The organism is Actinomadura alba (assembly GCF_014323705.1).
GTDB lineage: Bacteria > Actinomycetota > Actinomycetes > Streptosporangiales > Streptosporangiaceae > Actinomadura_C > Actinomadura_C alba.
Map to the genome: position 1 here is coordinate 56981 of NZ_JABVEC010000012.1, position 26725 is coordinate 83705.

Genomic DNA, 26725 nt, shown 5'->3' on the forward strand with positions numbered 1-26725 from the left:
TCGGTGGGATTTTCGTCCAGACGTCCTGGTGCGCCAACCACTCCACAGAGGCCATGACAATATCTTACGCGTAAGTCAAGTATTGGGCAGATCATTCTCGTTTGATAAGGTGCGCAACAATGGTCTACTAACTGGTGTTTTGAAGCGACCATAATCCTAGTGAGTGGTCGGGTGGCCGGGAGGAGTCTCACCTCCCGGCTCCCACAGGTGATGACCGGCCCCGTCCGTGGCGGCTGATCGGTCAGGCTCTGGGCATGAGCGGGCAGGCGGCCAGCAAGTGGGCGCGCAAGCATGACCTGCCGATCGAGGAAAATCGACGACGCCACGGCCGCGCGGCAAGGGCGAGCGCTGAGCGCCCAAATGCACTGGGGCGCCACAGTCGTTGGCGGTGGCGGGTCTTGGTCAGGTTCCGGGCGCGGTAGGCAGCTCGTTGTCGAGTTTCAGGTGGTGGCTCATGTCGAGTTCGAACCGGCCGTAGAGATTCAGGTGGCTCCAGAACAGGGCAGACGGTGCGGGTGCCGAAAACCCCGTCCACTACCGTGACCTGCGCTTCTCTGCCCTTGAAGCCGAAGATTTGGGGCCAGTTCTGAGCACGTTCAAAAGTAGCCTCGACGCTCGAACGCGTTCAGTTTGACCTTTATAACCGGCCAAGGTTTGGGGCGACTGCCCAGGTCACAAGGCGCGGATGAATTTTCGGCACCCACAGAGGTTTTGATGATCCGGATGCCGCTTCCAGTGTGCCTACCCACGTTACTGCGTGGCCACCTGGTCCAAGCGGCCGGTTGCTCCGGCCTGTTTGACCAGGCGCCCCCAACGCTCTCGTCGCCCGAACCGTTCTGCGATCGCCTTACCGGAAGGCAGATCCCCGGTGGGTGTGCGGTTGGCGACGGCCCATTGCCAGGCCTGCCGTTGCAGCCCGGACGGTGGACGGCTGCGCGGTGAATGATCCCGATGCTCGCCTTCGACGCCGCCCGCGTGAACCGTCTCCGTGCTTCGTATGAGGTGCTCAGGGCTGTCGGTCTGAACTTCATATGAAGGCGTCGGCAGGCCGGGCGGAGTCGTATGGGCGTCGTCTGTAGCAGCGTCGTCCTTGGCCAAGGCCGTATGAGGCACATATGAGGGAACGGTCTTCTCCGCTCCTGCCTCATATGAGGGCTCGTATGAGGCGGCGTTGTCGGCCACCGGGCTCGTATGAGCTACCGCTGAGGCGACCGGCGTCTTCGGGCTGGCGGCGTGCCTGACCTGGCGCATCAACAGCTCATACGACCCGATCAGAGCGCAACTCGGCCACGCCGCGATCACCCGGCCGACCGCAGACGGCTCCGCCACCGCCACATTCGCCGCCAGACTCGCCATGCTCCCTACAACCAGCAGGGCCCACGGCAGAAAACCACTACGCCGACCACTGCGTGAGTCCGCCAGCAACGTCATCGACGACGCCGCAATCATCCCGTCCACCGAGACAGGCAGCAGAGCCGCCGTCCACGAGGTCTCCCCGTACTGCAGGACCAAGGTGTACATGTGCTTGTACGACAACACCGCCGCGATCACGGCCAGCACGACCACGCTAACCGTCGTCGTCCACCGAATCGCCCGATCACCCGGCCGCATCACCGCTCACCAACCTCGTGCCCGTGAACGCCCTCCACTCCAGCCGCGTGCAGTTCTGCCGCCCAGATCGCATGACTCCCCTGGCCGATCGCACCACCTGGACAGCCTGCTTGACCATCCGCTGGCGGAGTGCCGGCAGTGCAGTCGATATCTCCCACCGCGCGGACACCCGCGGCGCAGCACCAACCCGCCGCCGCACCACGACAGACCAGGGCACAGCCAGCACGAAGCAGACGACCCGGATAACCGGCAGGAAACAGGCGGCTATGGATGCCGCGAAAACTCACGGAGAGTAGTGAAAGTCGAAGAGACATGCCGGTGGCTCCCCCACAAGATCTGGAGAGGAACTGGAGACGCCCGCTTCTCTCAACGTCTCCGAACGTCCCTCAACGGACTCGAACGGAAGCCTCTGACCTGCACATTCTTGTGAAGACACCGGTCGGACCAGCACGCGGATTACCTTGACACGGTAGAGGTCACTGGTTCAATCCCAGTATCGCCCACCACATCATCCCCAGGTCAGGATCATGATCCCGATCTGGGGATCTTTGTTTTCCGGGTGTATCGGGAGCATGTCGGGAGCACGCTGCTCCACGGGGCCCCTGACACAACCCAGCTGTGGGTTGTGGTCTGTGGGTTGTGGTCACCGGGAGCAGCTGCTCCCGGATCGGGAGCACCACCGGTTATATGGCGGGTTGTGGTCACGGGCGTGGGCGCTGCCGGTTGAGGGCGGCCCATTGACGCTGGAGCTTGGCGGTCAGGCGTTCGCGCATGGTGGCGGTGACGTGGCTGTAGATGCCCTGGATCCCGGGCAGGGGAGGGCCCTGCGCTTGCCGAAAACTCCATCCATGCACGTCAGGCAGCATGTTCGTACTCGTGGAGGATTCCGCCGAGGCGTTGGTGTCTTCGTATGTTCAGGTGGGCGATCTGGTCCGGGTCGGTGATCGGCAGGGGCAGTGGATGGAGTGGCCGGGCGCCTGCGATGCCCTGGTGGGGACGGTGCTCGTTGTAGAAGCGTTCGAACTCGCGCAGGGCGTGGAGCAGGTGGCGCTGGTTCCAGACCAACGTTCGGTCCAGCAGCTCGCGGCGGCAGGTCTGCACCCACCGCTCCATGATCGAATTCATCCGGGGCATCCGGACGCCGCTGAGCACCACCTCGATCCCCGCATCCCGCAACACGGTGTCGAACAGCTGGGGGTACTTGCCGTCCCTATCCCGGATCAGCAACCGCGCCCGGAAGCCTGCGTCTTCGAGGTCCATAACGAGGTTCTTCGCCGCCTGCACCACCCAGGATCCGGATCCGGCGGTCGGCGTGCTCGATCACCGCGAGCACATACATCCGTGCTCCGGACAGGGTGACCGTCTCGAAGAAGTCACAGGCCAGCAGGGAATCGGCCTGGGAACGCAGGAAATCAGCCCAGGTGCTGGAGGCGCGCTCGGGCGCCGGGTCGATACCGGCGTCCTTGAGGATCTCCCACACGGTCGAGGCGGCCACCTTCACCCCGAGGACCAGCAGCTCACCGTGGACGCGCCGGTATCCCCAATGGGGGTTCTCGCGGACCAGACGCAAGACCAGGGCGCGAATTGAATGCACCGTCGGTGGCCGACCCGCTCGCTTCGGCTTGGACCTGGCGGCGTGCCGTCGGGTGATCAGGTCGCGGTGCCAACGCAGGATCGTGTCCGGGCGTACCAGCAACCGCAGCCGACGCACCATCTGCGGCGGCAGCCGGTGCAGCAACGCCGCGAGGAACGCACGGTCGACTGGGGTGAACCGGGCCTTCTGTTTGCCCAGCTGGCGCTCCAGCACCGCGATCTGATGGCGCAGGGCCAAGATCTCGGTGTCCTTGTCCCGGTCACTCATCGGTAGAAGACGCAGCACCGCAAACGTGTTCGTCACGGTCAAGTACGCAAGTCGCAACAGCACAGCCGGTCATCATCCCGCCGCGCCCGCTTCCTGCGCGACCACTCCGACACGATCAGCCAGAGCCACGACGCCCGGAGACCCGGTCAAACCGCTCCCAGGGCGTTGACCTGGCCGGATGACATTTTCGGCAAGCGCAGGGCCCCGAGTCCGTCCTGCTGCCCGCTCCCCTGCTGGCCGCGCACACCACGGCCACCGCGCCTTCGCAGATCATCGTCCGGGCCGCGCGCGGCGGTCAGCCACGACCGGCTGACCGCCGCGCTCACCGATCGCGTGTCCGGACGTCCCGGCGTCCTGGTCGCCGACCGGGACGAGGCGATCGCCGCGCAGGCCGACCGGGGCCTGGGTGAACTACCCGTTCGTCGCGATGATCGCCGGCTACACCGTGATCTCGCTGGTCAACACGCTGATCATCGCAGCCGCCGAGCGACGGCTCGAGGTCGCGCAACCGGCTCATCGGCGCCGACCGCGGCGGGCTGCTCCGGATGATGGGCGCCGAAGGCCTAGTCATCGGCCTCAGCGGTGTCAGCAGCACAGTTCCGAGACTCAAACTCGGCCCAGGCCACGAGGTGCCCGCGTGATGCGCTACTCAGTCGTGGTCGCTGAGGGGCATCGATAGCGGAGGAACAGGGTGCCCTTCGGGCTGTGCGTGACATCGAGCAGCTCGAGCTTCTGCAGGACGTCACCCTCGAAGACGCGCCGCCCCTTCCCGACCACGGCCGGCGCCACGATGAGTCGCAACTCGTCGATCATTCGGGCGCCCAACAGTGAGCGGGCCAGGTCGATGCTTCCGTGAAGGCCGATGTCACCGCCCGGCCGTTGCTTCAGATCGGTCAGGTAGTCAGTGACCGGAGTGCTGACCAGAGTGGTATTCGCCCATTCCTGGTCGGGCTTGCTGGAGGTGATCACGTGCTTGAGGGTCGAGTTGATGAAATCGGCGAACGGCTGCACGTCCGAGGTGGGCCAGTATCCGACCCAGTAGTCGTAGGTGCCGCGTCCCATCACGATGTCGTCCTGGGTTTCGATGACGCGGCCGATGTTGGCGAACAGCTCCGGGCCGCCGTCATCGAACCAGTCGTCCTCCTCGAAGGCGAATCCGTCCAGCGAAACGATGTGGTAAAACACGACTTTGCGCACAAGGTCCTCCCGAATATCGCTGATGTGCGTGGGAGCCTATGGCAGTGCGGCCGGCCAGGGCTTGTACAGAAGGGACACCTGATCTTGCGGCTGCCGCCGCAGCTGGGTGGCCGTCCGGCCGATGAACCGGCTCAGCGACCGCGCCAGATGCGGGTGATCGAAATAGCCCAGGTCATGGGTCAGGTCGCCGATAGACGAGCCGTCTCTGAGCAAGGACGCCGCCTGCCGGGCCCGCTCAATCTGCCGGATTGTCTCGCTGGTGAGCCCGGTCGCGCGCACGAAATGCCGCCGCACCGACCGGATCGAGAGCTCGACCGTGCCGCCGTCCAGCACCAGGGCCACCACCAGGTCCCGGACCAGTACGCCGGCGCGCACGAGCCGTCGTACGAAGTGCTCGGCGTTGTCGTAGTCCGGCAGCGGCCAATGCGCGCCGTCCAGCCACAACCGGCGCCGGGTCACATCGGGCAGCTCGAGGTCACCGTCGACGACCTGCTGGATCGGCAGCCAGGGCAGCGTCGTCCCGAGCGCGAACCTGATCCCGAAAAAGGTCGTGTCCGGCGGGACCGGCGCCATGCTCGCCCGCGTCTCCGGCCCCTGCACGGCGGCTCTGGCCTGGCCCGCTTCCTCCCAGACGACCAGATTCCAGTGCGCGGTGGCGACCGAGGTCATCCGGTCGAGGCCCGCGCTCCGGCTGCGCCAGACCCGCTCGACGTACGGCGACTCCGACGACCGGTCCTCGAATTCCAACCCCATGCGTCGATCCTACCGGAATCCGACGCACGAATAACCGGAAAGGACCAGGTCACAGGGTCGGCGATACCCGAATCCCCGCAGTGGCTACCGCTGCTTCCTATGCTCGGTGACATGACCATTCAACGGATGGACAACGTCGCCATCGTCGTCGATGACTTGGACGCGGCCATCGCGCTCGCGTACGGCCTCGGCGACGTGCGGGGCGTCGGGCATGGTGGTCAGCGTGAGCGCGGTGCTCAGTTCGTCGGGAATGCGGGTGCACCAGTCCCGGTAGAACGCCATCGTCTCCGCGGCCCGCTCAATGGCGAAGCAGGCCGTTCCCGCATACACCTCGTGGACGGGATGGAGCCTGAACTCGAGCGACGTCACCACGCCGAAGTTGCCTCCGCCACCGCGCAGCGCCCAGAACAGGTCGGGGTGCGAGTCCGGGGAGGCCGTGGGATCCTGCCGTCGGCGGTGACCACCTCGGCCTGTAGCACGCTGTCGGCCGCGAAGCCGTACGCGCGGGCCAGCCAGCCGATCCCGCCCCCGAGCGTGTAGCCGGTCACCCCGACCGAGGAGTGCGAGCCGGACAGCGGCGCCAAGCCGAACGGCTCCGCAGCGGCCAGCACGTCGGCCCGCGGGCGCCCGGCCCCACCCGGGCCACTCGCCGCCGGGTGTCCACGTCGACCGTCGCCATCGCCGACGTCTTCAGCAGGAGGCCGCCGTCGCAGGGAACGTAAGTGCCGTGACCGGTGGACTGCACGGCCAGCGGCAGGTCGTGAGCTGGCCGAGGATGCCAGGCAGGTAAAGCGGCGAAAGGGCGACGAGCGCAAGAACCAGTTGGTGGCGGCCCCGCAGAGAGTACCCGTGACGATATCCCCGCTGAACCGACCTGTAGGCGCTGAGGACGTTCTTCAAGTCGAGCAACTACCACGATGGGTAGGCGAAGCCGTTCCACCAGTGATCGTCTGCTTCGTCAGGCGGCCGGGCGTATGACCACGCCGCTGAGAACCCTTCCTCTGCGGGGTCCCGCAACCGTCCCTCGACGGCGGCATCGATGGTCCACCCACGAACGTTCATCCCGCCTACGGGACCAACGTCGATACGCCGTCCCTCCGCCACGGTGTTAGTCACGCGGTGGAGCGGTCGCAGCAACCGATGGTTGTGCAGCTGGCGACTACGCGGTCGCCGCCAACCGGTTCGCCGGCACGTACGACTGGCCGACCGCGACACAGCTGCAGCAGCTCGGTGGCTTCGACCAGCACTACGCCCACATGCGCCAGTACTGGAACACCCGGCTGTCGGCGATCGCGGACATCACCGACCTGCCCGACAAGCGGCTGATCAACGCGTACAAGGCCGGCTACATCTACACGCTGATCATCCGCGACGACGTCAACGGTGAGAAGCAGTTGCACGTCGGCGAGAACGGGTACGACACGATGTTCGACCACGACACGATCGGCATCGTGTCGACGCTGCTGACGATCGGCGACTTCACGTACGCGAAGGACTACCTGTCCACGCTGCCGGCACAGCTGCAGTACGACGACGCGAAGTGGAAGTACAGCTGGCCGTACGCCCTGTACATGCAGCGCACCGGTGACAAGGACTTCGTCCGCAGCCGGTTCGAGACGATCAAGAAGAACACGCACACGATCGAGACCGACCGGATCGACGGCGGCAAGGGGATCATCAAGCAGACCGACGCGATCGACTCGCGCGGGTACTGGACGATCGACAACTGGTCGGCGCTCACTGGTCTGACCACCTACCGGTACCTCGCCACCGCGCTCGGCGAGACCGACGAGGCGGCGTGGGCGAAGGCGGAATACGACGACCTGCTGAAGGTCGCGACCGACCGGATCGACCAGACCATGCAGCATTACGGGCTGGATTACATCCCGATCTCGATGGTCGAGCCGAACGAGACCGGTCCGCGCAAGGACCCGCGGGACGCGAACTGGGCCTCGATGTTCCTGTTCGGCCGGTGGGCCTGGGACAGCTACCTGTTCGGCGCCGAGCAGACCGGCACGATGATCGACAAGATCGACGCCACCTACACGCACGGTTTCGACCGGCGTAAGGACATCTCGGACTCGATCTACAACTTCGGCGGCTACCCGCACGGGTACTTCTCCAGCGCGTACAACGCCGGGTACGGCAGTTCCGCGCTGCGGGGTGAGCAGTACCGGGACCTGGGGATCAAGGCCTACCAGTACATGATCGACAAGGCGATGAGCGATCCGTTCGGCTGGTGGGAGGGCGTCGACTACCCGAGCACGAGCTCGCCGTGGGACATCGACCACGCCCGGGGCGGCGGCGGTTCGAACCAGCACATGTGGGGTCAGTCGACCGCCACCAAGGTGCTGTTCGACTCGCTGATCGCCGAGAAGTCGGACGGGGCGCTGATCATCGGCCGCGGCGTACCGAACGAGTGGCTCCGGACCGGCCAGAAGATCGGGCTCGACCGGTACCCGGTGCAGAACGGCGGCCGGGTCGGCTACCAGCTGAAGACGGCCGGCAAGGCGGTGCTGATCCAGTTCAGCGGTGACGTGTCGGACGTCGCGGCGTACAGCGTCGAGCTGCCGGCGTTGCGGGACAACATCGTGAACGTGTCGGTCAACGGTGCGGTCGTCGACCAGAAGGCCGGTACGGTCCGGGTTCCGGCCGGCACCAAGAACCTGACGATCGTCCTGCGGCACACCGTCTAGCAGAGCCGACGACGGCCCCGGACCCGACGGTCCGGGGCCGTCTGCCGTTACTGGGCGGCCTTGGTGAACTCGGTGGTGTGCGTCTTGCCGAGGTCGGGACCCGCCTTGGAGAGCTCGTACGTCGCGACCAGGCCGACCAGCCCCGCGCCGACCACGATGACGTCGGGCTGGAATCCGTCAACAGCTGAGGGGAGAGTACGGGGTCGGTCACCTCCGGCCGACTCACCCGACCACCACTTGAGCGATCGCCCAACTCGAGAACTACTGATGCGTAGGCACTAACGACGCTATCTGAATCTGTAATAGCCTCCGAAAGCCTGACATACACCCCTATTCCCGGCGTCGGACGACAAGGTCCCGCGCCAAGAAGGACCGTAGTGAAAGCCAGAATCATCGCGATCCTCGGATCCGGCGCACTCGCCGCCACCATGGTCGCAGGACCGATCACCAGCGCCACGGCCGCGCCTTACACACCCTCAGCGCCACCGTACGCAACCCTCGTCGACGGAGTCACGGCTCCCGTCTACGACTACGCCGATGCCATCCGCGAGACGGTCTGGGTGAGCACACCCGACCTCGACGGCGACGGCAAGGACGAGCGCATCGCGGCCGACATCATCCGGCCACACGAGCTCGACGGCAACGCGAGAATCCCCATCGTCATGGACGCGAGCCCCTACTACCTGAGCCTCGGTCGTGGCAACGAGTCGGAGCGCAAGAAGTACGACGCGAACGGGGTCCCCACGAAGTTCCCGCTCTACTACGACAACTATTTCGTGCCGCGCGGGTACGCCTACGTCGCCGTGGACATGGCCGGCACCGCCCGCTCGACCGGGTGTTCCGACGAGGGCGGCCGTTCCGACATCGAGTCGGTAAAGGCGGTCGTCGAATGGCTCAACGGCAAGGGCAGCGCGTACGACGCCGACGGCAAGAAGGTCACAGCCGACTGGAGCAACGGCGCCACGGGCATGATCGGCAAGTCGTACGACGGCACGCTGGCCAACGGCGTGGCAGCCACCGGCGTCGACGGACTGAAGACGATCGTGCCGATCAGCGCGATCAGCTCCTGGTACGACTACAACCGCTGGCAGGGCGCGGTGAAGTCGCTCAACTACCCGAGCAGTCTGTCGCGCACGATCGCGCAGGGCCGGACCATCGCGACCGACTGCAGCGCGCGGCTGAACTGGATGGACGCCAACGACGGTGACGAGAACGGTGCCCACACGGACTTCTGGGCCGAGCGTGACTACCGGCACGGCACCTACTACGACGCCTCCAAGGTCAAGGCGAGCGTGTTCATCGTCCATGGACTCCAGGACAACAACGTCAAGACCATGAACGCCTCCAAGTGGTGGGCCGACCTCGGCAAGCAGGGCGTGGCCCGCAAGATGTGGCTGGCCCGGCTCGGGCATGTCGATCCGTTCGACTTCGCCCGCGCTCGGTGGGTGGACACACTGCACAAGTGGTTCGACAGCCAGCTCATGGGCATCGACAACGGCATCCTCAATGAGCCGGCCGTCTCGGTGGAGAGCGCACCCAACCGGTGGTCCGACTCCGCCCGCTGGCCGATCTCGGCAGCACGCGACACGACCCTGAACCTGCAGGCCGACGGAACGATGACGCTCGGACAACCCGGTCGTGCCTCGGTGAGCTACACCAACTCGTCCTCGCTCAGCGAGGCCAACGCGGTGAAGGTCGGCGACAACCCCAACCGGCTGCTCTTCCTCACCGGGTCGACCAAGCACGACGTCCGCATCTCGGGGACACCGACGGTCGACCTGAACGTGAACCACACCGCACCCGTCGGTCAGATCTCCGTGATGCTGGTCGACTACGGCAAGATGGACCGGGTCCTCGCCAGTGGTGACGGCGCCAGGACGCTGTCGACCGAGTCCTGCTGGGGACCGGCCAGCGCCAACGACGACGCCTGCTACTTCGACATGGAGCGGGTGATCGACAGCTCCGAGTTGCAGGTGCTCGCTCGCGGCTGGGCTCGCCTCGACGATCCCGGCGACCACCGGGTGACGGTCGAGCTCGCGGCCAACGACGTCGACGTGCCGGCCGGCCACCAGCTCGGCCTGGTGATCAGCGGCAGCCGCAACGGGGTCATCGCGGTCGACACCGCACCCACGACGTACACGGTCGACCTGAGGGGCAGTCACCTCAACCTGCCGGTGGCGGGCCCGATGGCAGGGTTCGATCCGGGTCACGTGACCGCGAAGGACACCAGCAACCTGCGTCCGGGCACCCTCCCCGACATGAACAAGGAGGTCGTACCGGAGAGCTGACCTCGCCCAGCATCAGATCGAGAGGCTGCCCGGATCGCTTATCCGGGCAGCCTTTCGGTTGTCGCACGAGTAGGCACTGGAGCCGAACACCACACACGAATACAGCGTGTCGAACACTCATTCGATGCCCAAACTCCTCGCAAGCTCCCGGTCTCCGGCGCGGGACCTACCGCTGGCCCGCCCGGTCGACCAGCTTGGTGACGACGCGGTGAGGGAGTGGGTGACGGTGCCCGCGGTCGAAGACGGGCAGCGGTCAACGAGGTCGATCTCCTCCGATGTACTGGTCGGCTGCCCAATCAGCCCTGCACCACCTTCGACAGGTTGGTGATCGCCCTGGCTGCGGTTCACGCCCTACACGGCCACGAGATCCGTACGCCTCTCACTGCCGACCTGGACCTGTCCGCGAGACAGCTGATCGTCCGGCGAGCCTGCTGCCCTGGCTGCGACTTCTGCGGCGATCTTCAGCAACAGGCAAACGGCTGATCGTCGATCCGATGGTCTGCTGAGACTCTGGGGTATGTAGGCTCGCGATAGAGCCATACCCAAAGGTTGGCCACCTGGGCGGTCTGCGCCTCGCGGGGTTGCGGGTGCCGAAAACCTCGTCCAGGTCCTGTGACCTGTGGGTTCTCAACCTGACCTGCAGGGTCAGCAGTGGACCTAAACACTTCATAGGCACTCGATCGGCACACCCCTGCCGACCGCGTGCCCAAGTTCTGTCCACACGGTCCTTGAGCCAGCTGAAGATCACCGCCGCCCTGCGCCAGGCGACATCTACCGCCGAACCGAACGAGTTCAGCAGGGGTTCACCAGAGCCATCCCCTGCATGACGGACGACGCTGATCGCGCATCGCGACCGAACGTCGGCTCACACCGAGAAGAAGCCCAGATAACAACCCTGCTCCCACGGTTCGTGCTCCCGCTGCTCCGACGTTAGTTCCTACGCGGAATAATCATGCCTGAGGTGCGTACTCCCGGATCCGGGCACAGAATCGGGGCCTGTAGGCGGTATTCACCAGCTGATTCCGGCGGCCACCGGCAGGTGGTCGCTGTCGGTGGCCGGCAGCACCCACGAGCTCTCCGGCTCCACCCCGCGGACCAGGATCTGGTCGATCCGCGCCACCGGGAACTTCGCCGGCCAGGTGAAGCCGAAGCCGTCCCCGGCCGCGTCCTGGGCCGAGTGCAGCTGCGAGGTGATGTCGGCGAACGCGCGGTCGTCCATGGTGCCGTTCAGGTCGCCGAGCAGCACCACCCGCTTGTTCTGCTCGGTGGCGATGGCCCTGCCGAGCGCCTGCACGCCTCTGTCCCGGTGGGCCGTCCAAAAACCCGCCCTGGGATTCACCCGTACGGACCCCAGGTGGGCCACATACACCGCCAGCGGCCCGTGGTCCGTGGCCACCGTGGTGCGCAGCGCCCGGTTGTAGCCCATCTTGATGTCGACCGGCTTGGTGTCCGCCAGCGGCCCGTAGTCCATCTTGATGTCGACCGGCTGGGTGTCCGACAGCGGCAGCTTGCTCCACAGCCCGACCGTGCCCTGCACCGTGTGGTACGGGTACGCCTTCGCCAGCTCCTTCTCGTACGTGCTCCTGGCCTGCTGGGTCAGTTCCTCCAGTGCCAGCACGTCCGCGCCGGAGGCGGCCAGGTCGCGGGCGGTGCCGGCCGGGTCGGGGTTGTCGGCGCCGACGTTATGGCTGGCCACAGTGAGGTCGCTGCCCGGGTGGGACTTGTCGCTGAGCAGCCCTCCGAAGAGGCTCAGCCACACCACGACCGGCAGCAGCAGCGCGACCACCGCGGAGGCGGAGCGGCGCCGCCGCGCCCCGGCCAGCAGCACCGGGATGAACACGCCGAACCACGGCAGGAAGGTCTCCACCAGGCTGCCGAGGTTCCCGCGGTCCGTGATCTGCGCGTGCAGCAGCATGAGCAGGCCGAGCAGCAGCGCCAGCGCCGCGAGGACCAGGCCGCGCTTCCAGGGCCCCGGCCGGGAGACGCTACGGATCGCCCGGCGGATGCCCGCGCGCCAGGCACCGGAGCCGGTGTCCCGGCGGCCGGCGCCACCCTGTCCGGCGCCCTGCTGTCCGGTCTGCTCCGCCGTGTCGGCCTGCACCATCGTCTGTCCTCGCTCACTAACGGTCACTGCTGCATCCTCGGGTCCTTGGTGGGGTCGGCATACATCCGCGTGGGCAGCCGTGATCGATCGCTTCGGTGCGCAGCTCGTAGTGCCGGGGTTCGTTCTTGTAGATCTGGCACAGCCCGTACTCGGCACCGTGCTGGGACAGCCACGCCGTCGCATTGGAGCGCCCTCGTACTTCCTGTCGCGGGTCACGTTGCGGCTGACCCAGGAGCCGGACATGCCGCACTGGTGTAAGAGGCTGTTCCTTACGCTGGCGAACAACGCGGCCAGCCCCGCCGAGTACTTCCGGCTGCCCGAGACGCGCACGGTCGTCATGGGATCGCAGGTCGAGATCTGAACCGCCGTCCGGTCGAGGCACCGTCCTGATCGCGCCGGGCACGAGCGTCGCCCTCTGGCGCCATGGGCTGATGGCCTGGGCCATGCTTCAGCCGAGGCGCAGCAGCAGATGCTCGATGGACGGCCCGTCCAGCGGTCCGCCGAGGACGAGCGGGAACCGCCTGGTGCCCACGGCCAGTGAACCGAGCCGGTCGCCCTCGGCGGCGGGCCGGGGGACCACGCCGTCCAGGCGCAGCCGTACGGTCAGACCGGGCCAGCCGATCACGGTGACCGGTGCGGAGGTGACCAGCGGGGTACGGCCGCCCAGCCCGTCGTCGACCACCGCCACCCGTTCACCCGGTCGGGCCAGGGTCGCCGCGGTGAGCGCGTCGCCGGCCGCGGTGATCAGCCGGCGGCCTGCCTCGACCGCCCCCACGGCACTGATGGTGCCGGGCTGTGCCATCACGGCGCCGACGATGAGCGTGTGGACGCCGCCCACGCGCCTGCGGGCGGCGAAGACGTAGTTCCCGCCCGCCGCGCTCGTGAAGCCGGTCTTGCCGCCGATGACGCCCCCCTGCCCGAGCAGGGTGTTGCCGCCCGTCCGCGCCAGGCCGCCGTCGGAGGGCATGTAGACGCGCTCGCCCACCACCTCGGCGAACGCGGGGATCCGCATCGCCGCGCGGAGCAGCTTCACCTGGTCGGCCGCGGTGCTCACCGTGCCAGGGTCGAAGCCACTGGGGTCGGTATAGGTCGTGGCGGTCATCCCCAGGCTGCGGGCCGCGGCGTTCATCTTGCCTACGAAGGGGGCCAGGCCGCCGGTGTCCCAGCGCGCCATCTCATGAGCGATGTTGTTCGCCGAAACGATCAACAGCGCCTCGAGCGCCTCGCGCTCGGTGAAGGACTGGTTCGCCACCACGTCGACGAGGCTCTCCCCGCGGGCCTTGCGCGCCGGGAGCCGAGCCGCCTCGGCGGGCGAGATGGTGTAGGTCGGACCGTCTGCCCCGGCGGCGAGCGGGTGGCCGCGCAGAAAGACGTACGCGGTCATCACCTTGGCCACGCTGGCGATCGGCGTCGAAACGGAGCCGCCCGAGGAGCCCATGGCGCCGAGCCCTTCAACGTCGACCGCCGCCTGCCCGCCGACCGGCCACGGCAGCACCGGGGCGGCGCCCCCGAAGGTGTGCGCGGCGGAGGCCGTCAGCCGTACAACGGGATCGGGTACCGGGCGGACGAGCTGCACCGTGGCGAGCGCGGCCGGCAGGGCGAGCACCAGCGCCGTGACGACGAGCATCCGCCACCAGGCGCGGCGAGGCGGTGGACCCGCCTGTGCCGTATCCCCGTCCGCCGGAGGCGGGACCCTCTCCGGCCGCCTGGAGTAGGGGACCGGCCGATTCCCCTCGGATGCCGGTGCGCCAGAAGCGACCGCCGTCGGTGCGGTCGGCGGCGCCTGGAGGGAAAACGCGCCGGAGGAGGCGGAGCCGGGCGACGCCCTCGTGGTTGCGGATCCCCTTCTCCTTGTCGGCCATGCCGTAGCTGCGGGACAGCACGGTCCGGCCCCGGTGCGACAGCAGCACCACGCCGGAGAATTTGTCCTGCGCGGCCAGCTTCGCCACGTACCGGTCGTAGGCTCCGCCGGGCCGGGTGTCCGGCGGGATCCGGTCGAGCCCGGACGGCTCGGGCGCCGCGGGGGCGGTGCCGGCATGGCCGAGCTGGGCGCCCACCAGCGGCGCGCCGGCCGCCACCACGCCGGCGGCCGCCAACCCGCCCACCCGACCAGCCGCCGCCGGTGGATACCACGTACCGAATTCGAGTCCATGATCACGGTCCTTTCCTGATCGACAAACCGACCGTTGCAGGACCCGACGCCGGTGCCGCCGGGCCGCCCTGACGGGCTGGCGCTGACAGTGATGCTTTGTGGTCCATGCCTCCACTGAAGACGGGAGACTGTTGCGGTGGCGTATGCGTTTTTCGATACGCCCGCGATACACCGAATCCCCAGGCACCAAGGAACTGGCGCAAGCGGGCAGTGCGATGGTCCCGCCGCTGGTGATCGCGACAGCCCGGCTATTGCAGGTGCTGGACGACTCGTCCGTGAAATGATCATCCAGACCGAGCAACTCTTCGCGCTCGGCGTCCCGAAGACCGGATCTACATCGACCGCGGCTTCTCCGGCACCACCCGCCGCAACCGCAGCGGCCTGGACCAAGCCCTCGCGGCGGTGTGGGACGGGACCTTGCGACCCTCTCTACCCTTCCCGGCGGGCACGCCGATGCACGATGCTGCCTCCTTCACCACTGCGGGGTGAGCAACGCCCGCGCTGGGTGACCCGGATCTCCACGAGAAGATCTCCTGGGGCTACATCAACCCGCGGCCCCTAATGACTCTTTGGGAGGCCGGCCCGTCCGGCAGAATCCCGGCCTGAACAGCCGCTGGCACGTCGCGATGGCGCGGACGATTAGCCGGCTTTGCCGCGGGCGATGTAGACGTTCATGTCGGTGAAGTCGAGGGTGACGTTGTAGGGCTTGTAGAAGGGGTGGAAGAAGGCGGCCAGCACGTCGAACCCGTTGGGGGCAGGCGACCGGCTTGGGTTCGCCATGCAGTAGACCTCCTTGGCGGCGGCGTCGCCGAGGCGGATCTCCTTCGGGTAGCAGGGGTAGGCGACGGTTGGGTGGCTGTGGGCAAAAGTCTCCAATGGGCGGTCGTAGTCGGTGCGGATCCGCAACTGCTTGGACGTTTCCTCGGACATGACCGCGGCGCTCTCGGTGGTTCCGCCGATGGACAAGCCCACCACCCGTGTGCCGGAGCCGGCGACGCTGCCCCTGCTGTGAAGCATGTGCTCACGGGCCAGCCACAGCGGCAGGGGCTTTGCGCCCGCCCGTTCGGCGTCGGCGCGTGCCTTGCTGGCCGTTTCAGGGGTGCGGCGGCGCAGGATCAGCGACCGGGCCGCGTAGTCAAAGGTGGTCAGCAAGTGGTAGAAGACCCACGTGCCGATGATGCCGTCGTTCGGCCCCCCGGGCGAAACTTGGTCCGACTCCGACCACTCCACGGGGATGTTGCGCAGTTCGATGCCGCCCAGCTTGAAGGACTCCAGCACCCCGAAGTACTGCCATGCGGTGCCGTCTAGGTACTCGATCTGTTGCTTGGCCACGGGGCTCAGCCCGGCTTCCTTGGCTACTTCTGCGGACATGCCCAGCCACGGGGCGCCGGTGTAGGGCATGAAGCGCTTCGGCGGTCCGCCGTTGACCGAGGCCTCTACCAGCGGTGACGGGTCCATCTGCTGCCATGGCACCCGCCCGATGTCGCCGTGAATCTGATACGGCTCGCCGCGGACTGCCCCGAACCATTTGGCGAAGACCTCCCTGCCGGCCGCTAGCCAGCATGGTACGGAGAGGGAGAATTTGTCCTGCCGGATGTAGCAGTCGGCCAGGAACCGGTTGGCGTCCTTGTCGTCGGGCGCCAGTTCGAGGGCCATCTTGAGATACTTCTCAGCCTCGGCGAACTTGTTGCCCAGTAGCCCGACATAGCCGCGCTGGCGGGCTGCGTGCACGTTCTTGGGGTCTTTTTTCAGTATCTCCTCGTAGGCGCGGCCGGCCTGCTCGAACTTCCCGGCCTTGAACAACGCGTCCGCGTCACCGCTGCCGGCTTGCGCCGTGGCCGCCCCGCCCAGCAGCGGCGCGGTCGCGGCGGCACCGGCCACCACGGCGGCGCCCCGGAGCAGCGAACGCCGGTCCCATTCTCCGTCATCAGCCACGGCCTTCTCCTTTCGTGATCACCTTCCGCCGCAACTTTCTATCCAGCGGACGGTCACAGCACGGTGCCCAAAGCTGTGACCCGGCTGTGACCCGGGTCTGCAGCCAGAGTCGGGTGGTGCGGACTCCGCGATGACCTCCGAAGCCGGGGGAGTTGACACCTTGAGTACTCGGCAGGCCAGCGCGACCGGGATACCCAATCAGGCCACCGAGGTGCACCGCTGGTCGCGGGCCATGCGGGATCGCCCGCACATGCAGGGCGACATCCATGAGGTGGAGAGCAAGTCGCACAGTGTCATGGTCTACGCGAGCGCGATCGTGCCGGGACTGCTCCAGACCGCCGAATACGCCCGCCGTGTCTTCGCCTTCTTCGCCCCAGGCGGCACCGACACCGACCTGTCGGCCGCCGTGGCTGGGCGGCTGGACCGACAGCTCGCGCTCTTCGACCAGGCCCGCCGCTTCGAGTTCCTGATCACCGAGGCTGCGCTGCGCTGGCGGCCTGGGCCGGCACAGCTCCTGCTGGCGCAGCTCGACCGGATCGCTTCAATGGCGACGCTCGACAACGTGACGATCGGGCTGCTCCCCCACGCCACTGAGGCCGTCACCTATGTACCGCATGGTTTCGTCTTGTTCGACCTCCGCGACGACTCGCGGGCACGCCGCGGCGAGACCATCGCGATGGTCGAGACTGTGCACGCCAATCTCACCGTCAACGATCCCGAGAGCGTCGCGCGGTACCGCCGCAAATGGTGCCTGCTGAGAGAGGCAGCCCGGTACGACGACGGTGCCCGCCTTTTGCTCGCCGCGCTCACCGCCGAGCTGAGAGCGGGGGGACGATGACGGCGACCGCCATGGGCGCGCGGGGGCCGGCCGGCTCCCGCGCGCCCACGCCATTAGGCCGAGCCGGTCCGCGCCAGCGCGAACCGCGCGGCGAGCTGGGCGTACTGGCCGATGAGACCGCGCAGCCACGCACCCCGCCCGTTCCGCACCCGCCGGCGGAAGTCTGCGTACTCCTTCCGGCTGAAGACGAGCCCGGGCTGGTACGGGTTCTTGGAATCCCTGATGACGACGGCCCCTGCGACCCGCTCGACGATGACGCAGCCGCCGCCGTCGCACCGGAAATCGAACTCCGGCATCTCGCTGTTCCTCGCACTGCACTCTTCCCTTCTCTGAGGTTTCGCGCCTTTTGCGCTGCCACCAGATTCGGACGCCTGCCTCCGCTGTGAATCCGCCGCCGATCCGCCCCTGGTCCGCTTTCGGTCCGTTCTCCCTCCGCCATCAGATCCGCCATCGATCCATTGCGCGTACGCACTCGAAGCGTGAGGAGGCAGTGATGAAGTACCAAGTTCTCGGCCCTGTCGCAGCCCTGCTGGACGAGTCGAGCGTTCATATCTGATCTGGAGCCGGAAGGCTTTGAAGAGCTGAAAGCCCCAGGTCACGACCGGTGGCCGAGTTCCCGGCACCTGCACGATGCCAACACGGCCTACCGGTCTCCGCGGTGCCCGCTGCGGTCGAGCAGCAGGCCCACCTCGGGGCTGGGTAGCCAGGCGTCCTCGGGCAGGTCGAGCCAGTTCCCGGCGGCGCTGAGGTCGCCGACCGCTTCCCGCAGTGCCGCCAGGCCGGGATGGTGCAGGTCCTTGCGCCAGATCATGCTCCACGGGTACATCGCGACCGGTTGCACGAGTGGCCGGACGACCGCGCCTGGTACGTCCGGTTGGCTGCTGATGGTCAGGATCGGCAGATCCCACTGCTGAATGTGGTAAGCGAGTTCGTCGATGCCCCGCACGTTGGGCCGGGGCGGGGCCGGTGTCGTGTCGGTGTCGGCGAAAAGCTGCAACATGGCCTGCTCCCACTGAGCGGAGGCGTGGTCACCGCATTGCCAGCAGGCGTCGGTCTCGCGCAGTGCGGCCAGCGGTACCTCGGTGTGCGCGGCCAGTGGGTGGCTTTCGGGCAGCAGAACAGAGATCCGTTCGTACCGGATCAGTTGGCGCTCCAGGCCTTGTGGCGGCTCGCCGGTAATGCCGTGCCAGCGGCCGAACGTGACGTCGAGCCGATGGCCGGTCAACAGCGGCAGGGAGGCGTCCAACCCACCGTGGAACCTGGCGAAGAACTCGTACCCGTCGGCGCGGGCCCGGGCCGCGGCGAGTACCAGCGCGGGGGTGAGCCGCTGGCCGACCACGTCGACCAGCAGTGACCGCCCCTCGCCGCGCAGTTCGCGCAGCGTTTCGTCGTGCAGGGCGAGGATCTGCCGGGCGCGGACCAGCAGGCGCCGGCCGGCCGACGTGAGCACCACCCGGCGGCTGGTGCGGTCGAACAGCCGCGTGCCGGCGCGGTCCTCCAGCTTGCGCACGTCGCGGCTGACCGCCTGCTGGGCTACGAACAGCCGTTCGGCGGCCCGGCTGAAGTGCAGCTCTTCGGCGACGGCGACGAAGTGCCGCAGCAGGCGCAGATCCAGATCTCCGGTCACCCCTCCTGTCTACCGGATCTACACACCTGCTGTGTAGATCACATGGAGATGGGTGTTGGACCTCGACCGGCCCTGGCCGCCACGATCGATTCATGTACGACGACGCCACGTCACGAGGAGGGTGACCGCCATGACCACCATCGAAGTCGAGCAGCGCGAGCCGCAGCCGGTGCTGAGCATCCGGCAGACGGTACCGATCGTGGAGCTGACCCAGGCGCAGGGAGCGAGCCTGTACGAGCTGTGGCGGCTCCTGCACGATCGCGGGGTCGCGCCCACCGGCCCACCCTTCGTCCGATACCACGCGTTCGGTGACGTCGAGACCGACGTCGAGACAGGCGTACCTGTCGGGGACGCTGTCGCCGGCGCGGGCCGGATCTCCCAGGGCGAGCTGCCTGGTGGTCGGGCCGTCACGACCGTGCACCTCGGCGCGCACGACCGCTTGGGCGACGCCTACGACCGGATCCAGGAATGGCTGGCGACGCACGGGCGGCCAGCCGGTCCCGCCTGGGAGGTCTACGAATGGATCGACCTGACCCGCGAGCCGGACCTGTCGAGCTGGCCGGCACCGGCCGATTGGCGGACCCAACTCCTCCAACCGGTCGCATGACCGGGTCGCAGCTCACCGCCGCCCGGTTCGCAGAGCGGATCGAAGCGCTCCGCGTGCCGACCGGTAGGGACCGGGTACGGATGAGGGAGGTGTTCGCCCTCGCCAGGGAGTTCATCGACCTGCCCGGCACGGAAATCGACAAGCTGCTGGACAGCGACGTCCATGAGGTACGCATCGGTGCGCTCAGCGTCATGGGCAAACAGGCCGTCCGCAAGAACACCCCGGAGGATATCCGCGCGGAACTGTTCGCGTTGTACCTGCGCCGCACCGACCGCATCAACACCTGGGACCTGGTCGACGTCAGCGCGCACCACGTGGTCGGCGGTTACCTACGGGACAAGCCCCGTGACGTCCTCTACCGGCTGGCGCGTTCCGCGCACTGGTGGGAACGCCGCATCGCGATGTTGGCCACGTTGGCGTTCGTGCGTGGCGGTGACCTCGATGACACGTTCGCCCTCGCCGGGCTCCTGGTCGCCGATACCCACGAACGGGTGCAGACGGTGGTCGGCGGGATGTTGCGCGAGGCGGGCAAGCACGACCGCGACCGGCTGCTGGCCTTCCTCGACCGGCACGCCGCCACCGCGCCGCGCGTGCTGCTGCGGTACGCGATCGAGCACCTCGACCCGGAGCAGCGAGCACACTACCTCGACCGTCATCACTACGAGCCCTACACAGCGGGCTCCGGCCGGATCGGAAGGTGATCACCAGTGGACGCGACCCAGTGGTACGGAATTGTCAGCCGCCGGCCCCTCGCGGAGGACGACACGGCAGTCGACAACACCACCGCAACCACCCTGTGTGCGCCCGCCGACCTGGCCGGTCCCGCGGTGGTGTATCTGAAAAACGTCGGCCTACCGGACGATGTGAACCGCCGGCCCCTCCGACTGGCCGGGTGACCCCGAAATGCTGGCCGTCCTGCTGGCCCTGGGTGCCAGCCTCGGCTGGGGAGTCTCCGACTTCCTCGGCGGGCTGAAGGCACGCTCGGCACCGCTGCTGTCGGTTCTGTTGGTCTCGCAAGCCACAGCGCTGGTCGTGGTGGCCGTGCTCGTCGCGGCGCGTGGCGTTGGCCCGCCGAACGGCACCTACCTGCTCTGGGCCGCCGCCGCCGGAGCCGGGGAGGCGGTGGCGATCGCCGCCCTGTACCGGGGACTGTCGGTGGGAACCATGAGCGTCGTCGCACCGGTCGCCGCGACCGCGCCCGTGGTGCCGGTGGCGGCCGGACTGGTGCTCGGGCAGGTGCCGGGCCTCTCGCAGAGCATCGGCCTCGGTCTCGCGCTCGTCGGGCTGGTGATCACCTCGTGCCAGCCCCGGTCAGGTGGCGCGGACACCGCCCGCCTCGGCCCGAGTATCTGCTACGGACTGCTGGCCGCGCTCGGGTTCGGTGCGTTCTTCATCGCCCTGGACCGGGCCAGCGAGGACGACATCCGCTGGGCGTTGCTCACCGCCCGGCTCACCTCGGTGGCGGCAATCACGACCATCATGGTCATCAGGACCGCGCGAGGTAACCGACTCGCGGTCCGCCGCGCCGACCTACCGACGATCGCACTGGTCGGCGTGCTCATCGTCACCGCCGACTCGCTGTACGCCCTGGCGACCACGCGCGGTCTGGTCGGCATCGTCGCCGTTGTAGGCTCCCTGCACACCGTCGTCACAATGGCCCTCGCGAGGATCTGGCTGGACGAGCGGCTGGCCCGGATCCAACAAGTCGGCATCGCGACATCGTTGTGCGGCGTCCTCGCTCTTGCGGCGACCTGACCGCCCCTGCACCTGACCGAGTAGCCGAAGGCGTCTCGCCCCCGGCGCGCACAGTTCCGGACGTGACAGTCTCCCAGGTGCCGGCACGCGTCGCGTGAGCGCTCTGACGCGTCCAGACAGGTTGAGGGCGCGACCTCATCCAGAGCACACCTGACCGCGCGCCGCCCTGCAGCGGGCCGACAGAGTGGGTCAGCATCGTCCCTCACGGAGTTCGCATGGCAAGCGTCTGAGCGGGGTACGGAGGGCCGCACCGCTCGGCCGTATCATTGAGGACCGCACCGCGAGGAGGATGGGGTGGAATCGGCGCTGCCGTGGGTGTTCAACCGGCTTGAGCCGCCCTACCTGGAGGACCCGTACCCGTTGTACGCGCGCGCCCGCCGCGAGGCGCCGGTGCTCTACAGCCCGGAGTTCGGGCTCTGGTTCGTCACCCGCTACGACGACGTATGGGCCGTGCTGAAGGATACGGCGCGTTTCTCCTCGCGCTTCCTGATGCGTACGCCCGCCGATGCGCCGCCGGCGGTCCGCGAGGTGTTGCAGGAGGCGTACCCCGAGCTGCCGATGCTGGTCAACGACGACCCGCCGAGCCATACGCGGACGCGCAGTCTGGTGAGCCGTGCGTTCGCGCCGCGGCTGGTGGCCGCGCTCGAGCCGAGCGTTCGAGCGATCGTCACGCGGCTTATGGACGGCTTCGCTCCCGACGGCGGCGTCGACCTGATCGCCGAGCTGGCCTACCCGGTGCCGATCGAGATCATCTGTACGCTGATCGGCCTACCCGTCGAAGCGCGCGACAAGCTCAAAATCTGGACCGATGACTTGGTGACGCTCGGGGCGCCCGGCACCGACGGCGACCGACAGCTCGCGTGTGCGCGCAGCTCGGTCGCGTTTCAGCGCTACCTAGAAGCGCAGATCGAGGCGCGCCGCAGCGCGCCGCGTGACGATCTGCTGTCCGCGCTGATCAAGGCGCACGCCGACGGCGAGCAGCCGCTGGACGTCGCCGAGCTCGTCAACCTGCTGATCGTCCTGATCTTCGCGGGCCATGAGACCACGACCAATCTGATCGGGAACCTCCTGGTGCTGCTGCTCGCGCGCCCGGAGATACTGCGGGCCTTCCGGGACGACCCGACCCTGACCGACGATGTGATCACCGAAGGTCTGCGGATGGACGCGCCAGTGCAAGGCATGTTCCGCACGACGACCGAGGAGGTTGCGCTCGGCGGGGCACGCATACCAGCGGGGGCGCAGGTGATGGTGCTGTTCGGTTCGGCCAACCGCGACGAGGCCGTCTTTTCCGACCCCGACCAATTCGACCCAGCCCGCAGCAACAACCACCGGCACCTCAGCTTCGGCCGCGGCATTCACGCGTGTCTCGGCGCGTCGCTCGCCCGCCTGGAGGCCCGGATCGTTCTCGACACCGTGGCCGAGCGGCTCCCTAACCTGAAGCTGGACGCCAGTCGGCCGCCGACGTATGTCCCCAGCCTGATGCACCGCGGTCCACAGGCCCTCCACGTGGTCTGGTCCTGATGCCCGCCGTCCATAAATGAGAACAAATACCGTGGCAGATTCGGCACTGCCGTGCGGCGTCCTATGACAACCTCGGAGAAACCCATGTGCGGCGATTGCGACGCCGCCCGTCCTTGACCTGCATGGATGAAATCTCGGCAGGCGCAGCGTTTGGAACGCTCACCCCAATCCGGACCACGTTCTGGGCACAAAGATGATCCGTGCCAGGGCAAGTCCGGCCGACTGACGCCCATGGTTGCTCGATGGTTGCTCGTATGTCATGGAACACAACGGCACGACGCGACACAACCCAGCATCGGAAACGGTGGAGTCGCGTACGAAACGGCATAGACCGACAGTGGGAGTACCGATCCGATACGGGAGCATGGGACTTCTGATCCGCTGCTGCGGGGTTGCAGGTGAGAACGGGCACGTAAGGCATCGTCTTACAAAGCCGCAGGTGGCAGAGGTACGGGTCATGTTCGAGCGCGCGTGACGGGTTACTCCGCTCTTACCGGGTCCAGGCGGCCCTCTGAAGCAGAGGCGTCTAGCACGGTTGCCGCCAAGGTCCGAGAGGGAGGCGCTTGCGCATGGAGCTGAAGCCGAGCGCCTTCGTCTCAGCGCAGAACCTCGACGTGGGCAACTTGTACTCCACGTGCAGCACGGCCTTGCCGGCGTTGACGAACGGGGTGAGCAGGTGGCATTCGCCGAACTCCGCGCACTGCTCGTTGACGGCGAAATCGAAGTACGCCAGCAGCGCGGGAATCTGTGCGAGGTCGTTCTTCAGGCCCACCGACATCCCGCGATCATGGGCCAGCCCTGCGATGAACCGGTTGTATCTGAGCTGATCGGCGGCCGTGAGCGGGAATCCGGTGGATTCGGTGTAGCCCTCCACCAGGTCGGGCTCCACCGCGTCGAAGCCCTTGGCCCGGCACATGTCGAACCGCTTGGCCATGATCGGGCCGAGCACGTCGACGCGCCGGATGTCGAGCCACCGCTCCCCGGGCCAGCCGTTGCGCCTGCCGAGCACACCCGGTGGGAACACCGTGTAGTCCGGCCGGAAGTTCTCCGCCGCTCCCACATTGACGTAACAGATGACCCGGCGATTGCGCTCATGCAGTTCGCGGACCACGGCGGCGCTGTTGTCGAACCCGTCGATGTCGTAGACGGGAACGTTCACGCTCAGATCGACCGGGGTGGTGAGCTGCCACTGCCAGGGCACCGCCGGAGCCGGAACCCAAGGCCGGCCTGACCTGTGACCGGACGACGACCCCGCGGATGGCATCGGTTGGGCCGATGGCGGGGATGCTGAGCAACCGGTCAGGCACGCGACCGCGAGCACGATACCGAGTGGGCTTCTCATCGGCCACAGATTAGGGCCCGGTTCACGAGGTCAGTGCCCGGTTCACGAGATGAGGGTGAGCTCATGCTCGAAGTAGCCGGGCAGTCCGCCCCACGGGTTCGCGCCGTCCCCGTCGGTCACGTACGCGATGCCGGCGTTGTTGCATCGGGCCAGCCGCATCGCCGGGTCGCACGCCTCGGGCGGTACGGCGTAGACCAGGTGGCAGAGTCGCTCGGTGGGCAGTTCCATCGCCCACGCGGGCGGCCGCATTTGCTCGTACGCAGACCACGGCCCCTCGAAGGTGACGAGCAGGTCGGCGACCGCCGCGTATCCCGGGTCGGGATGGGTGCCGTGGTTGAACACGACGAACTCGGCGTGCCGGTCCCGAAGGGCCGCGCAGATGCTCCGGTAGGCCGGCAGCGCCTCCGGCCCGGCCGAGACCTGGTCTAGGAAGACGTCCGCGACGCCGTACCAATTCCGGTATCGCCGTGCCTCCGCCTGGATGTCCGCGGCCGGTCGGGCGCCGTAGGCGGTGTCGATGTAGCCGACGACCGTTCCTCCCGACCTCTCGATCCGGGCCACGGCGGCGGCGAACTCGGGGTCTCGTGTGCTGCCCGGGCCGTTGTGCACGTTGAGCACCACCGCCAGCAGGCGGGGATCGGTCAGCCGGGCCCACTCGGCTGGAAAATGCGCGGGATGAAAGTACGCCGGCACCAGCAGCGCGTCCGGGGCTTCGGCGGCAGAGCCGCCGGCACCGGCGTCACCGGCGAACGAGGTCGGCATGATCACGGCGGCAGACGTCACCTTCCCGACATCACGCAGAACCTTGCGGCGCGAGACCGAGAACCCCTCACCCCCGATCAGGCCAGGCATGCGGTGTCCTTCCACAGATCCCGCAGCGACGCGGTCAGGTCGGTGGTGGGCGCCCACCCGAGGGCGCGGCCGATGGCACTGATGTCGGCCTGCTGCCAGGGCACCCCGGCCGACCGGGCGGAGCCGCCCGCGGTGTCCTCCACGATCCGCGAGCCGGGTCCCGCGATCTCCGAGAGGGCGGTCACCACCTCCCGCAGCGGGGTGGCCCGGCCGCTGCCGACGTTCAGTACGGGCGGCAACGGCCCGGCGCAGCCGGCGGCGGCGAGAACCGCGTCGGCCACGTCTCGCACGTCGACGAAGTCCCGATGGGCGGCGAGCGAGCCGACCCGTACCTCCGCGTCACGTCCACGGAGCCTCGCCGCGACGCGGCCGGGCAGGGTGGAGCCGGGCATGCCCGGTCCGATCGGGTTGAACACCCGCAGGACCACCGCATCCGACACCGCCGCCCGTACGATCTCGGTCCCCGCCAGCTTGGTGACGCCGTACGGACCGACAGGGCGGGGCTCGGTGGACTCGGTGATCGGATTCCCGGGCGCCACCTGACCGTACTCGGCCGCCGACCCCACGTGGACGAGCCGGACCGGCACCGCGGCCAGCGCCGCGACGAGGTTCGCGACGGCGACGACGTTGCCGGACACCATCTCCGCCGGATCGCCCCCGGTGACGCCGCTGCAGTTGACCACCGCGTCCGGTGCTTCCTCATCGATCAGCTTGGCCACCTCCGCCGGACCGGCCGCGGCAAGGTCCAGGCACACGTCGCCCGCGCCCTGCGACCTGGAGATGGTGACCACCTGGAAACCGGTGGCGCGGGCCCGGATGTGGCGGCCGATGAAGCCGCTCGCCCCAATCAGGAGAAGCCTCATGTGTCCACACCCTCCAGTAGCGCGGGCCGCAGCCCGGCGAACTCGGCGTTGGCCCGGTCGTAGTCGTCCGGCCGGCCGATGTCGAGCCAGTAACCGTCGAAGCGGTACTCGCGCGGAGGCCGACCGTCGGCCAACTGGTCGATGATCAGCTCGTCGAATCCGAGCGGCAGTCCCGGCTCGTAACGCGCGAGGACGTCTCTGGAGACGGCATAGACCCCCATGCTCACCCGGTAGTCGAGCATGGGCTTCTCCGCGAACTCTATGACATGCCCGTCCTCGGTCTTGAGCACGCCGAAGTCGATGTTCACCTGGCGGGGGTAGGTGGCGATGGTGAGCGCGGCGCGCGCGGCGTTGTGCTCTGCCAGCAGGCCCGCGAAGTCGAGGTCGGTGAGGACGTCGCCGTTCATGACGAGGAAGTCGTCAGGGAGTCGGTCGCGCATCGTCAGGAGCGGGCCGATGGTGCCGAGCGGTGATTCCTCGACCGCGTAGTCGATGCGCATCCCCCACCGGTCGCCGTCGCCGACGTACGCCCGGATCAGGTGGCCGAGGTGGCCGATGGCGAGGGTCGCCGTACGGAACCCGTGTCTGGCGAGCTGGTGAAGGACGATCTCCAGGATCGAATACCGGTCCCCGATGGGGACGAGAGGCTTCGGCAGTGTCGTGGTGTACGGGAGGAGCCGTACGCCCTTGCCGCCTGCGAGGATCACCGCGTGCATGTCGACT

At 67.8% G+C, this 26725-nt stretch carries 26 protein-coding genes; 9 read left to right on the top strand and 17 right to left on the bottom strand.

Annotated elements, in window-relative coordinates; translation table 11 throughout:
- Positions 1–750: 750 nt before the first annotated feature.
- From HKK74_RS40010 to HKK74_RS39105, 8 genes are all read right to left on the bottom strand, one after another.
- Positions 751–1611: a DUF2637 domain-containing protein gene (locus tag HKK74_RS40010; protein ID WP_246491670.1), complete on the bottom strand. Its 861-nt coding sequence runs from the start codon at positions 1609–1611 to the stop codon at positions 751–753.
- Between the two features lie 701 nt (positions 1612–2312).
- Positions 2313–2477 carry a hypothetical protein gene (locus HKK74_RS17440; RefSeq protein ID WP_187244289.1) on the bottom strand — a complete coding sequence of 55 codons (165 nt, stop codon included), beginning with the start codon at positions 2475–2477 and terminating at the stop codon, positions 2313–2315.
- Complete coding sequence (locus HKK74_RS39090; protein WP_222722385.1) at positions 2467–2871, bottom strand: integrase core domain-containing protein; 405 nt, start codon at positions 2869–2871, stop codon at positions 2467–2469. The genes HKK74_RS17440 and HKK74_RS39090 overlap by 11 nt, the downstream gene beginning before the upstream one ends.
- Entirely contained in the window at positions 2822–3472 is a 651-nt protein-coding gene (locus tag HKK74_RS39095) for a helix-turn-helix domain-containing protein (RefSeq protein ID WP_222722386.1), read from the bottom strand. Before HKK74_RS39095 ends, HKK74_RS39090 begins: the two co-directional genes overlap by 50 nt.
- Before the next feature lie 645 nt (positions 3473–4117).
- A complete protein-coding gene (locus tag HKK74_RS17450) occupies positions 4118–4669 on the bottom strand; it encodes a dihydrofolate reductase family protein (protein WP_187244290.1) in 552 nt (183 codons plus the stop codon).
- A 36-nt stretch (positions 4670–4705) separates the two neighbouring features.
- A complete protein-coding gene (locus HKK74_RS17455; RefSeq protein ID WP_187244291.1) occupies positions 4706–5422 on the bottom strand; it encodes an AraC family transcriptional regulator in 717 nt (238 codons plus the stop codon).
- An 84-nt stretch (positions 5423–5506) separates the two neighbouring features.
- Complete coding sequence (locus HKK74_RS39100; RefSeq protein WP_222722387.1) at positions 5507–5791, bottom strand: hypothetical protein; 285 nt, start codon at positions 5789–5791, stop codon at positions 5507–5509.
- Positions 5788–6033, bottom strand: coding sequence for an FAD-binding protein (locus tag HKK74_RS39105; RefSeq protein WP_222722388.1), 246 nt, complete (start codon positions 6031–6033; stop codon positions 5788–5790). Before HKK74_RS39105 ends, HKK74_RS39100 begins: the two co-directional genes overlap by 4 nt.
- A gap of 645 nt (positions 6034–6678) precedes the next feature.
- Here HKK74_RS39105 and HKK74_RS17465 point away from each other — a divergent pair.
- Both HKK74_RS17465 and HKK74_RS17470 read left to right on the top strand, forming a co-directional pair.
- Positions 6679–8118 carry a hypothetical protein gene (locus tag HKK74_RS17465; protein WP_187244292.1) on the top strand — a complete coding sequence of 480 codons (1440 nt, stop codon included), beginning with the start codon at positions 6679–6681 and terminating at the stop codon, positions 8116–8118.
- A gap of 377 nt (positions 8119–8495) precedes the next feature.
- Positions 8496–10406: a CocE/NonD family hydrolase gene (locus HKK74_RS17470; protein ID WP_187244293.1), complete on the top strand. Its 1911-nt coding sequence runs from the start codon at positions 8496–8498 to the stop codon at positions 10404–10406.
- A gap of 1009 nt (positions 10407–11415) precedes the next feature.
- On the opposite strand, the gene HKK74_RS17475 is transcribed toward HKK74_RS17470, so the two are convergent.
- Positions 11416–12537, bottom strand: a complete 1122-nt coding sequence (locus HKK74_RS17475; protein WP_312881574.1) for an endonuclease/exonuclease/phosphatase family protein — start codon at positions 12535–12537, stop codon at positions 11416–11418.
- 52 nt (positions 12538–12589) lie between these two features.
- Between HKK74_RS17475 and HKK74_RS17480 the strand changes: the two genes are divergently transcribed.
- Entirely contained in the window at positions 12590–12871 is a 282-nt protein-coding gene (locus HKK74_RS17480) for a KUP/HAK/KT family potassium transporter (RefSeq protein WP_187244294.1), read from the top strand.
- A gap of 87 nt (positions 12872–12958) precedes the next feature.
- Here HKK74_RS17480 and HKK74_RS17485 read toward each other — a convergent pair whose 3' ends face one another.
- Complete coding sequence (locus tag HKK74_RS17485; protein ID WP_187244295.1) at positions 12959–14137, bottom strand: D-alanyl-D-alanine carboxypeptidase family protein; 1179 nt, start codon at positions 14135–14137, stop codon at positions 12959–12961.
- 1164 nt (positions 14138–15301) lie between these two features.
- On the bottom strand, positions 15302–16597 hold the full coding sequence (locus HKK74_RS17490) for a tetratricopeptide repeat protein (protein ID WP_187244296.1): 1296 nt from the start codon (positions 16595–16597) through the stop codon (positions 15302–15304).
- Positions 16598–16757: 160 nt separating this feature from the next.
- On the opposite strand from HKK74_RS17490, the gene HKK74_RS17495 reads away from it, so the two are divergent.
- A complete protein-coding gene (locus tag HKK74_RS17495; protein WP_187244297.1) occupies positions 16758–17435 on the top strand; it encodes a DUF5753 domain-containing protein in 678 nt (225 codons plus the stop codon).
- A gap of 53 nt (positions 17436–17488) precedes the next feature.
- Here HKK74_RS17495 and HKK74_RS17500 read toward each other — a convergent pair whose 3' ends face one another.
- Both HKK74_RS17500 and HKK74_RS17505 read right to left on the bottom strand, forming a co-directional pair.
- Positions 17489–17731 (bottom strand): DUF397 domain-containing protein, encoded by a 243-nt coding sequence (locus HKK74_RS17500; RefSeq protein ID WP_187244298.1) that lies wholly within the window; start codon positions 17729–17731, stop codon positions 17489–17491.
- Between the two features lie 347 nt (positions 17732–18078).
- Positions 18079–19062: a LysR family transcriptional regulator gene (locus tag HKK74_RS17505; protein ID WP_187244299.1), complete on the bottom strand. Its 984-nt coding sequence runs from the start codon at positions 19060–19062 to the stop codon at positions 18079–18081.
- Positions 19063–19192: 130 nt separating this feature from the next.
- On the opposite strand from HKK74_RS17505, the gene HKK74_RS17510 reads away from it, so the two are divergent.
- The 5 genes from HKK74_RS17510 (at position 19193) to HKK74_RS17530 (ending at position 22945) form a co-directional block, all read left to right on the top strand.
- Positions 19193–19669 (top strand): GyrI-like domain-containing protein, encoded by a 477-nt coding sequence (locus HKK74_RS17510; RefSeq protein ID WP_187244300.1) that lies wholly within the window; start codon positions 19193–19195, stop codon positions 19667–19669.
- A complete protein-coding gene (locus tag HKK74_RS17515; RefSeq protein WP_187244301.1) occupies positions 19666–20370 on the top strand; it encodes a DNA alkylation repair protein in 705 nt (234 codons plus the stop codon). Before HKK74_RS17510 ends, HKK74_RS17515 begins: the two co-directional genes overlap by 4 nt.
- A 6-nt stretch (positions 20371–20376) precedes the next feature.
- Positions 20377–20565, top strand: a complete 189-nt coding sequence (locus HKK74_RS17520; RefSeq protein WP_187244302.1) for a hypothetical protein — start codon at positions 20377–20379, stop codon at positions 20563–20565.
- 7 nt (positions 20566–20572) lie between these two features.
- A complete protein-coding gene (locus HKK74_RS17525; protein ID WP_187244303.1) occupies positions 20573–21424 on the top strand; it encodes an EamA family transporter in 852 nt (283 codons plus the stop codon).
- 294 nt (positions 21425–21718) lie between these two features.
- The gene (locus HKK74_RS17530) at positions 21719–22945 is read left to right on the top strand and encodes a cytochrome P450 (protein WP_187244304.1); all 1227 of its coding nucleotides are present in this window, start codon (positions 21719–21721) and stop codon (positions 22943–22945) included.
- A gap of 526 nt (positions 22946–23471) precedes the next feature.
- Here HKK74_RS17530 and HKK74_RS17535 read toward each other — a convergent pair.
- Genes HKK74_RS17535 through HKK74_RS17550 form a run of 4 tightly spaced genes read right to left on the bottom strand, consistent with a single transcriptional unit; the run spans position 23472 to position 26718 of the window.
- Entirely contained in the window at positions 23472–24287 is an 816-nt protein-coding gene (locus tag HKK74_RS17535; RefSeq protein ID WP_187244305.1) for an endo alpha-1,4 polygalactosaminidase, read from the bottom strand.
- Between the two features lie 42 nt (positions 24288–24329).
- Entirely contained in the window at positions 24330–25139 is an 810-nt protein-coding gene (locus tag HKK74_RS17540) for a spherulation-specific family 4 protein (RefSeq protein WP_222722390.1), read from the bottom strand.
- The gene (locus HKK74_RS17545) at positions 25127–26002 is read right to left on the bottom strand and encodes an NAD-dependent epimerase/dehydratase family protein (RefSeq protein ID WP_187244306.1); all 876 of its coding nucleotides are present in this window, start codon (positions 26000–26002) and stop codon (positions 25127–25129) included. The genes HKK74_RS17540 and HKK74_RS17545 overlap by 13 nt, the downstream gene beginning before the upstream one ends.
- On the bottom strand, positions 25999–26718 hold the full coding sequence (locus tag HKK74_RS17550) for a nucleotidyltransferase family protein (protein ID WP_187244307.1): 720 nt from the start codon (positions 26716–26718) through the stop codon (positions 25999–26001). Before HKK74_RS17550 ends, HKK74_RS17545 begins: the two co-directional genes overlap by 4 nt.
- Positions 26719–26725: the final 7 nt, after the last annotated feature.

Excerpts from the sequence above, each read along its gene's own strand:
- HKK74_RS40010 (WP_246491670.1), bottom strand. The coding sequence starts at position 1,611 with ATGCGGCCGGGTGATCGGGCGATTCGGTGGACGACGACGGTTAGCGTG.
- HKK74_RS17440 (WP_187244289.1), bottom strand. The coding sequence starts at position 2,477 with ATGCTGCCTGACGTGCATGGATGGAGTTTTCGGCAAGCGCAGGGCCCT.
- HKK74_RS39090 (WP_222722385.1), bottom strand. The coding sequence starts at position 2,871 with ATGGACCTCGAAGACGCAGGCTTCCGGGCGCGGTTGCTGATCCGGGAT.
- HKK74_RS39095 (WP_222722386.1), bottom strand. The coding sequence starts at position 3,472 with ATGAGTGACCGGGACAAGGACACCGAGATCTTGGCCCTGCGCCATCAG.
- HKK74_RS17455 (WP_187244291.1), bottom strand. The coding sequence starts at position 5,422 with ATGGGGTTGGAATTCGAGGACCGGTCGTCGGAGTCGCCGTACGTCGAG.
- HKK74_RS17465 (WP_187244292.1), top strand. The coding sequence starts at position 6,679 with ATGCGCCAGTACTGGAACACCCGGCTGTCGGCGATCGCGGACATCACC.
- HKK74_RS17485 (WP_187244295.1), bottom strand. The coding sequence starts at position 14,137 with ATGCTCGTCGTCACGGCGCTGGTGCTCGCCCTGCCGGCCGCGCTCGCC.
- HKK74_RS17500 (WP_187244298.1), bottom strand. The coding sequence starts at position 17,731 with ATGCCGGAGTTCGATTTCCGGTGCGACGGCGGCGGCTGCGTCATCGTC.
- HKK74_RS17510 (WP_187244300.1), top strand. The coding sequence starts at position 19,193 with ATGACCACCATCGAAGTCGAGCAGCGCGAGCCGCAGCCGGTGCTGAGC.
- HKK74_RS17515 (WP_187244301.1), top strand. The coding sequence starts at position 19,666 with ATGACCGGGTCGCAGCTCACCGCCGCCCGGTTCGCAGAGCGGATCGAA.
- HKK74_RS17525 (WP_187244303.1), top strand. The coding sequence starts at position 20,573 with ATGCTGGCCGTCCTGCTGGCCCTGGGTGCCAGCCTCGGCTGGGGAGTC.
- HKK74_RS17535 (WP_187244305.1), bottom strand. The coding sequence starts at position 24,287 with ATGAGAAGCCCACTCGGTATCGTGCTCGCGGTCGCGTGCCTGACCGGT.
- HKK74_RS17540 (WP_222722390.1), bottom strand. The coding sequence starts at position 25,139 with ATGCCTGGCCTGATCGGGGGTGAGGGGTTCTCGGTCTCGCGCCGCAAG.
- HKK74_RS17545 (WP_187244306.1), bottom strand. The coding sequence starts at position 26,002 with ATGAGGCTTCTCCTGATTGGGGCGAGCGGCTTCATCGGCCGCCACATC.
- HKK74_RS17550 (WP_187244307.1), bottom strand. The coding sequence starts at position 26,718 with ATGCACGCGGTGATCCTCGCAGGCGGCAAGGGCGTACGGCTCCTCCCG.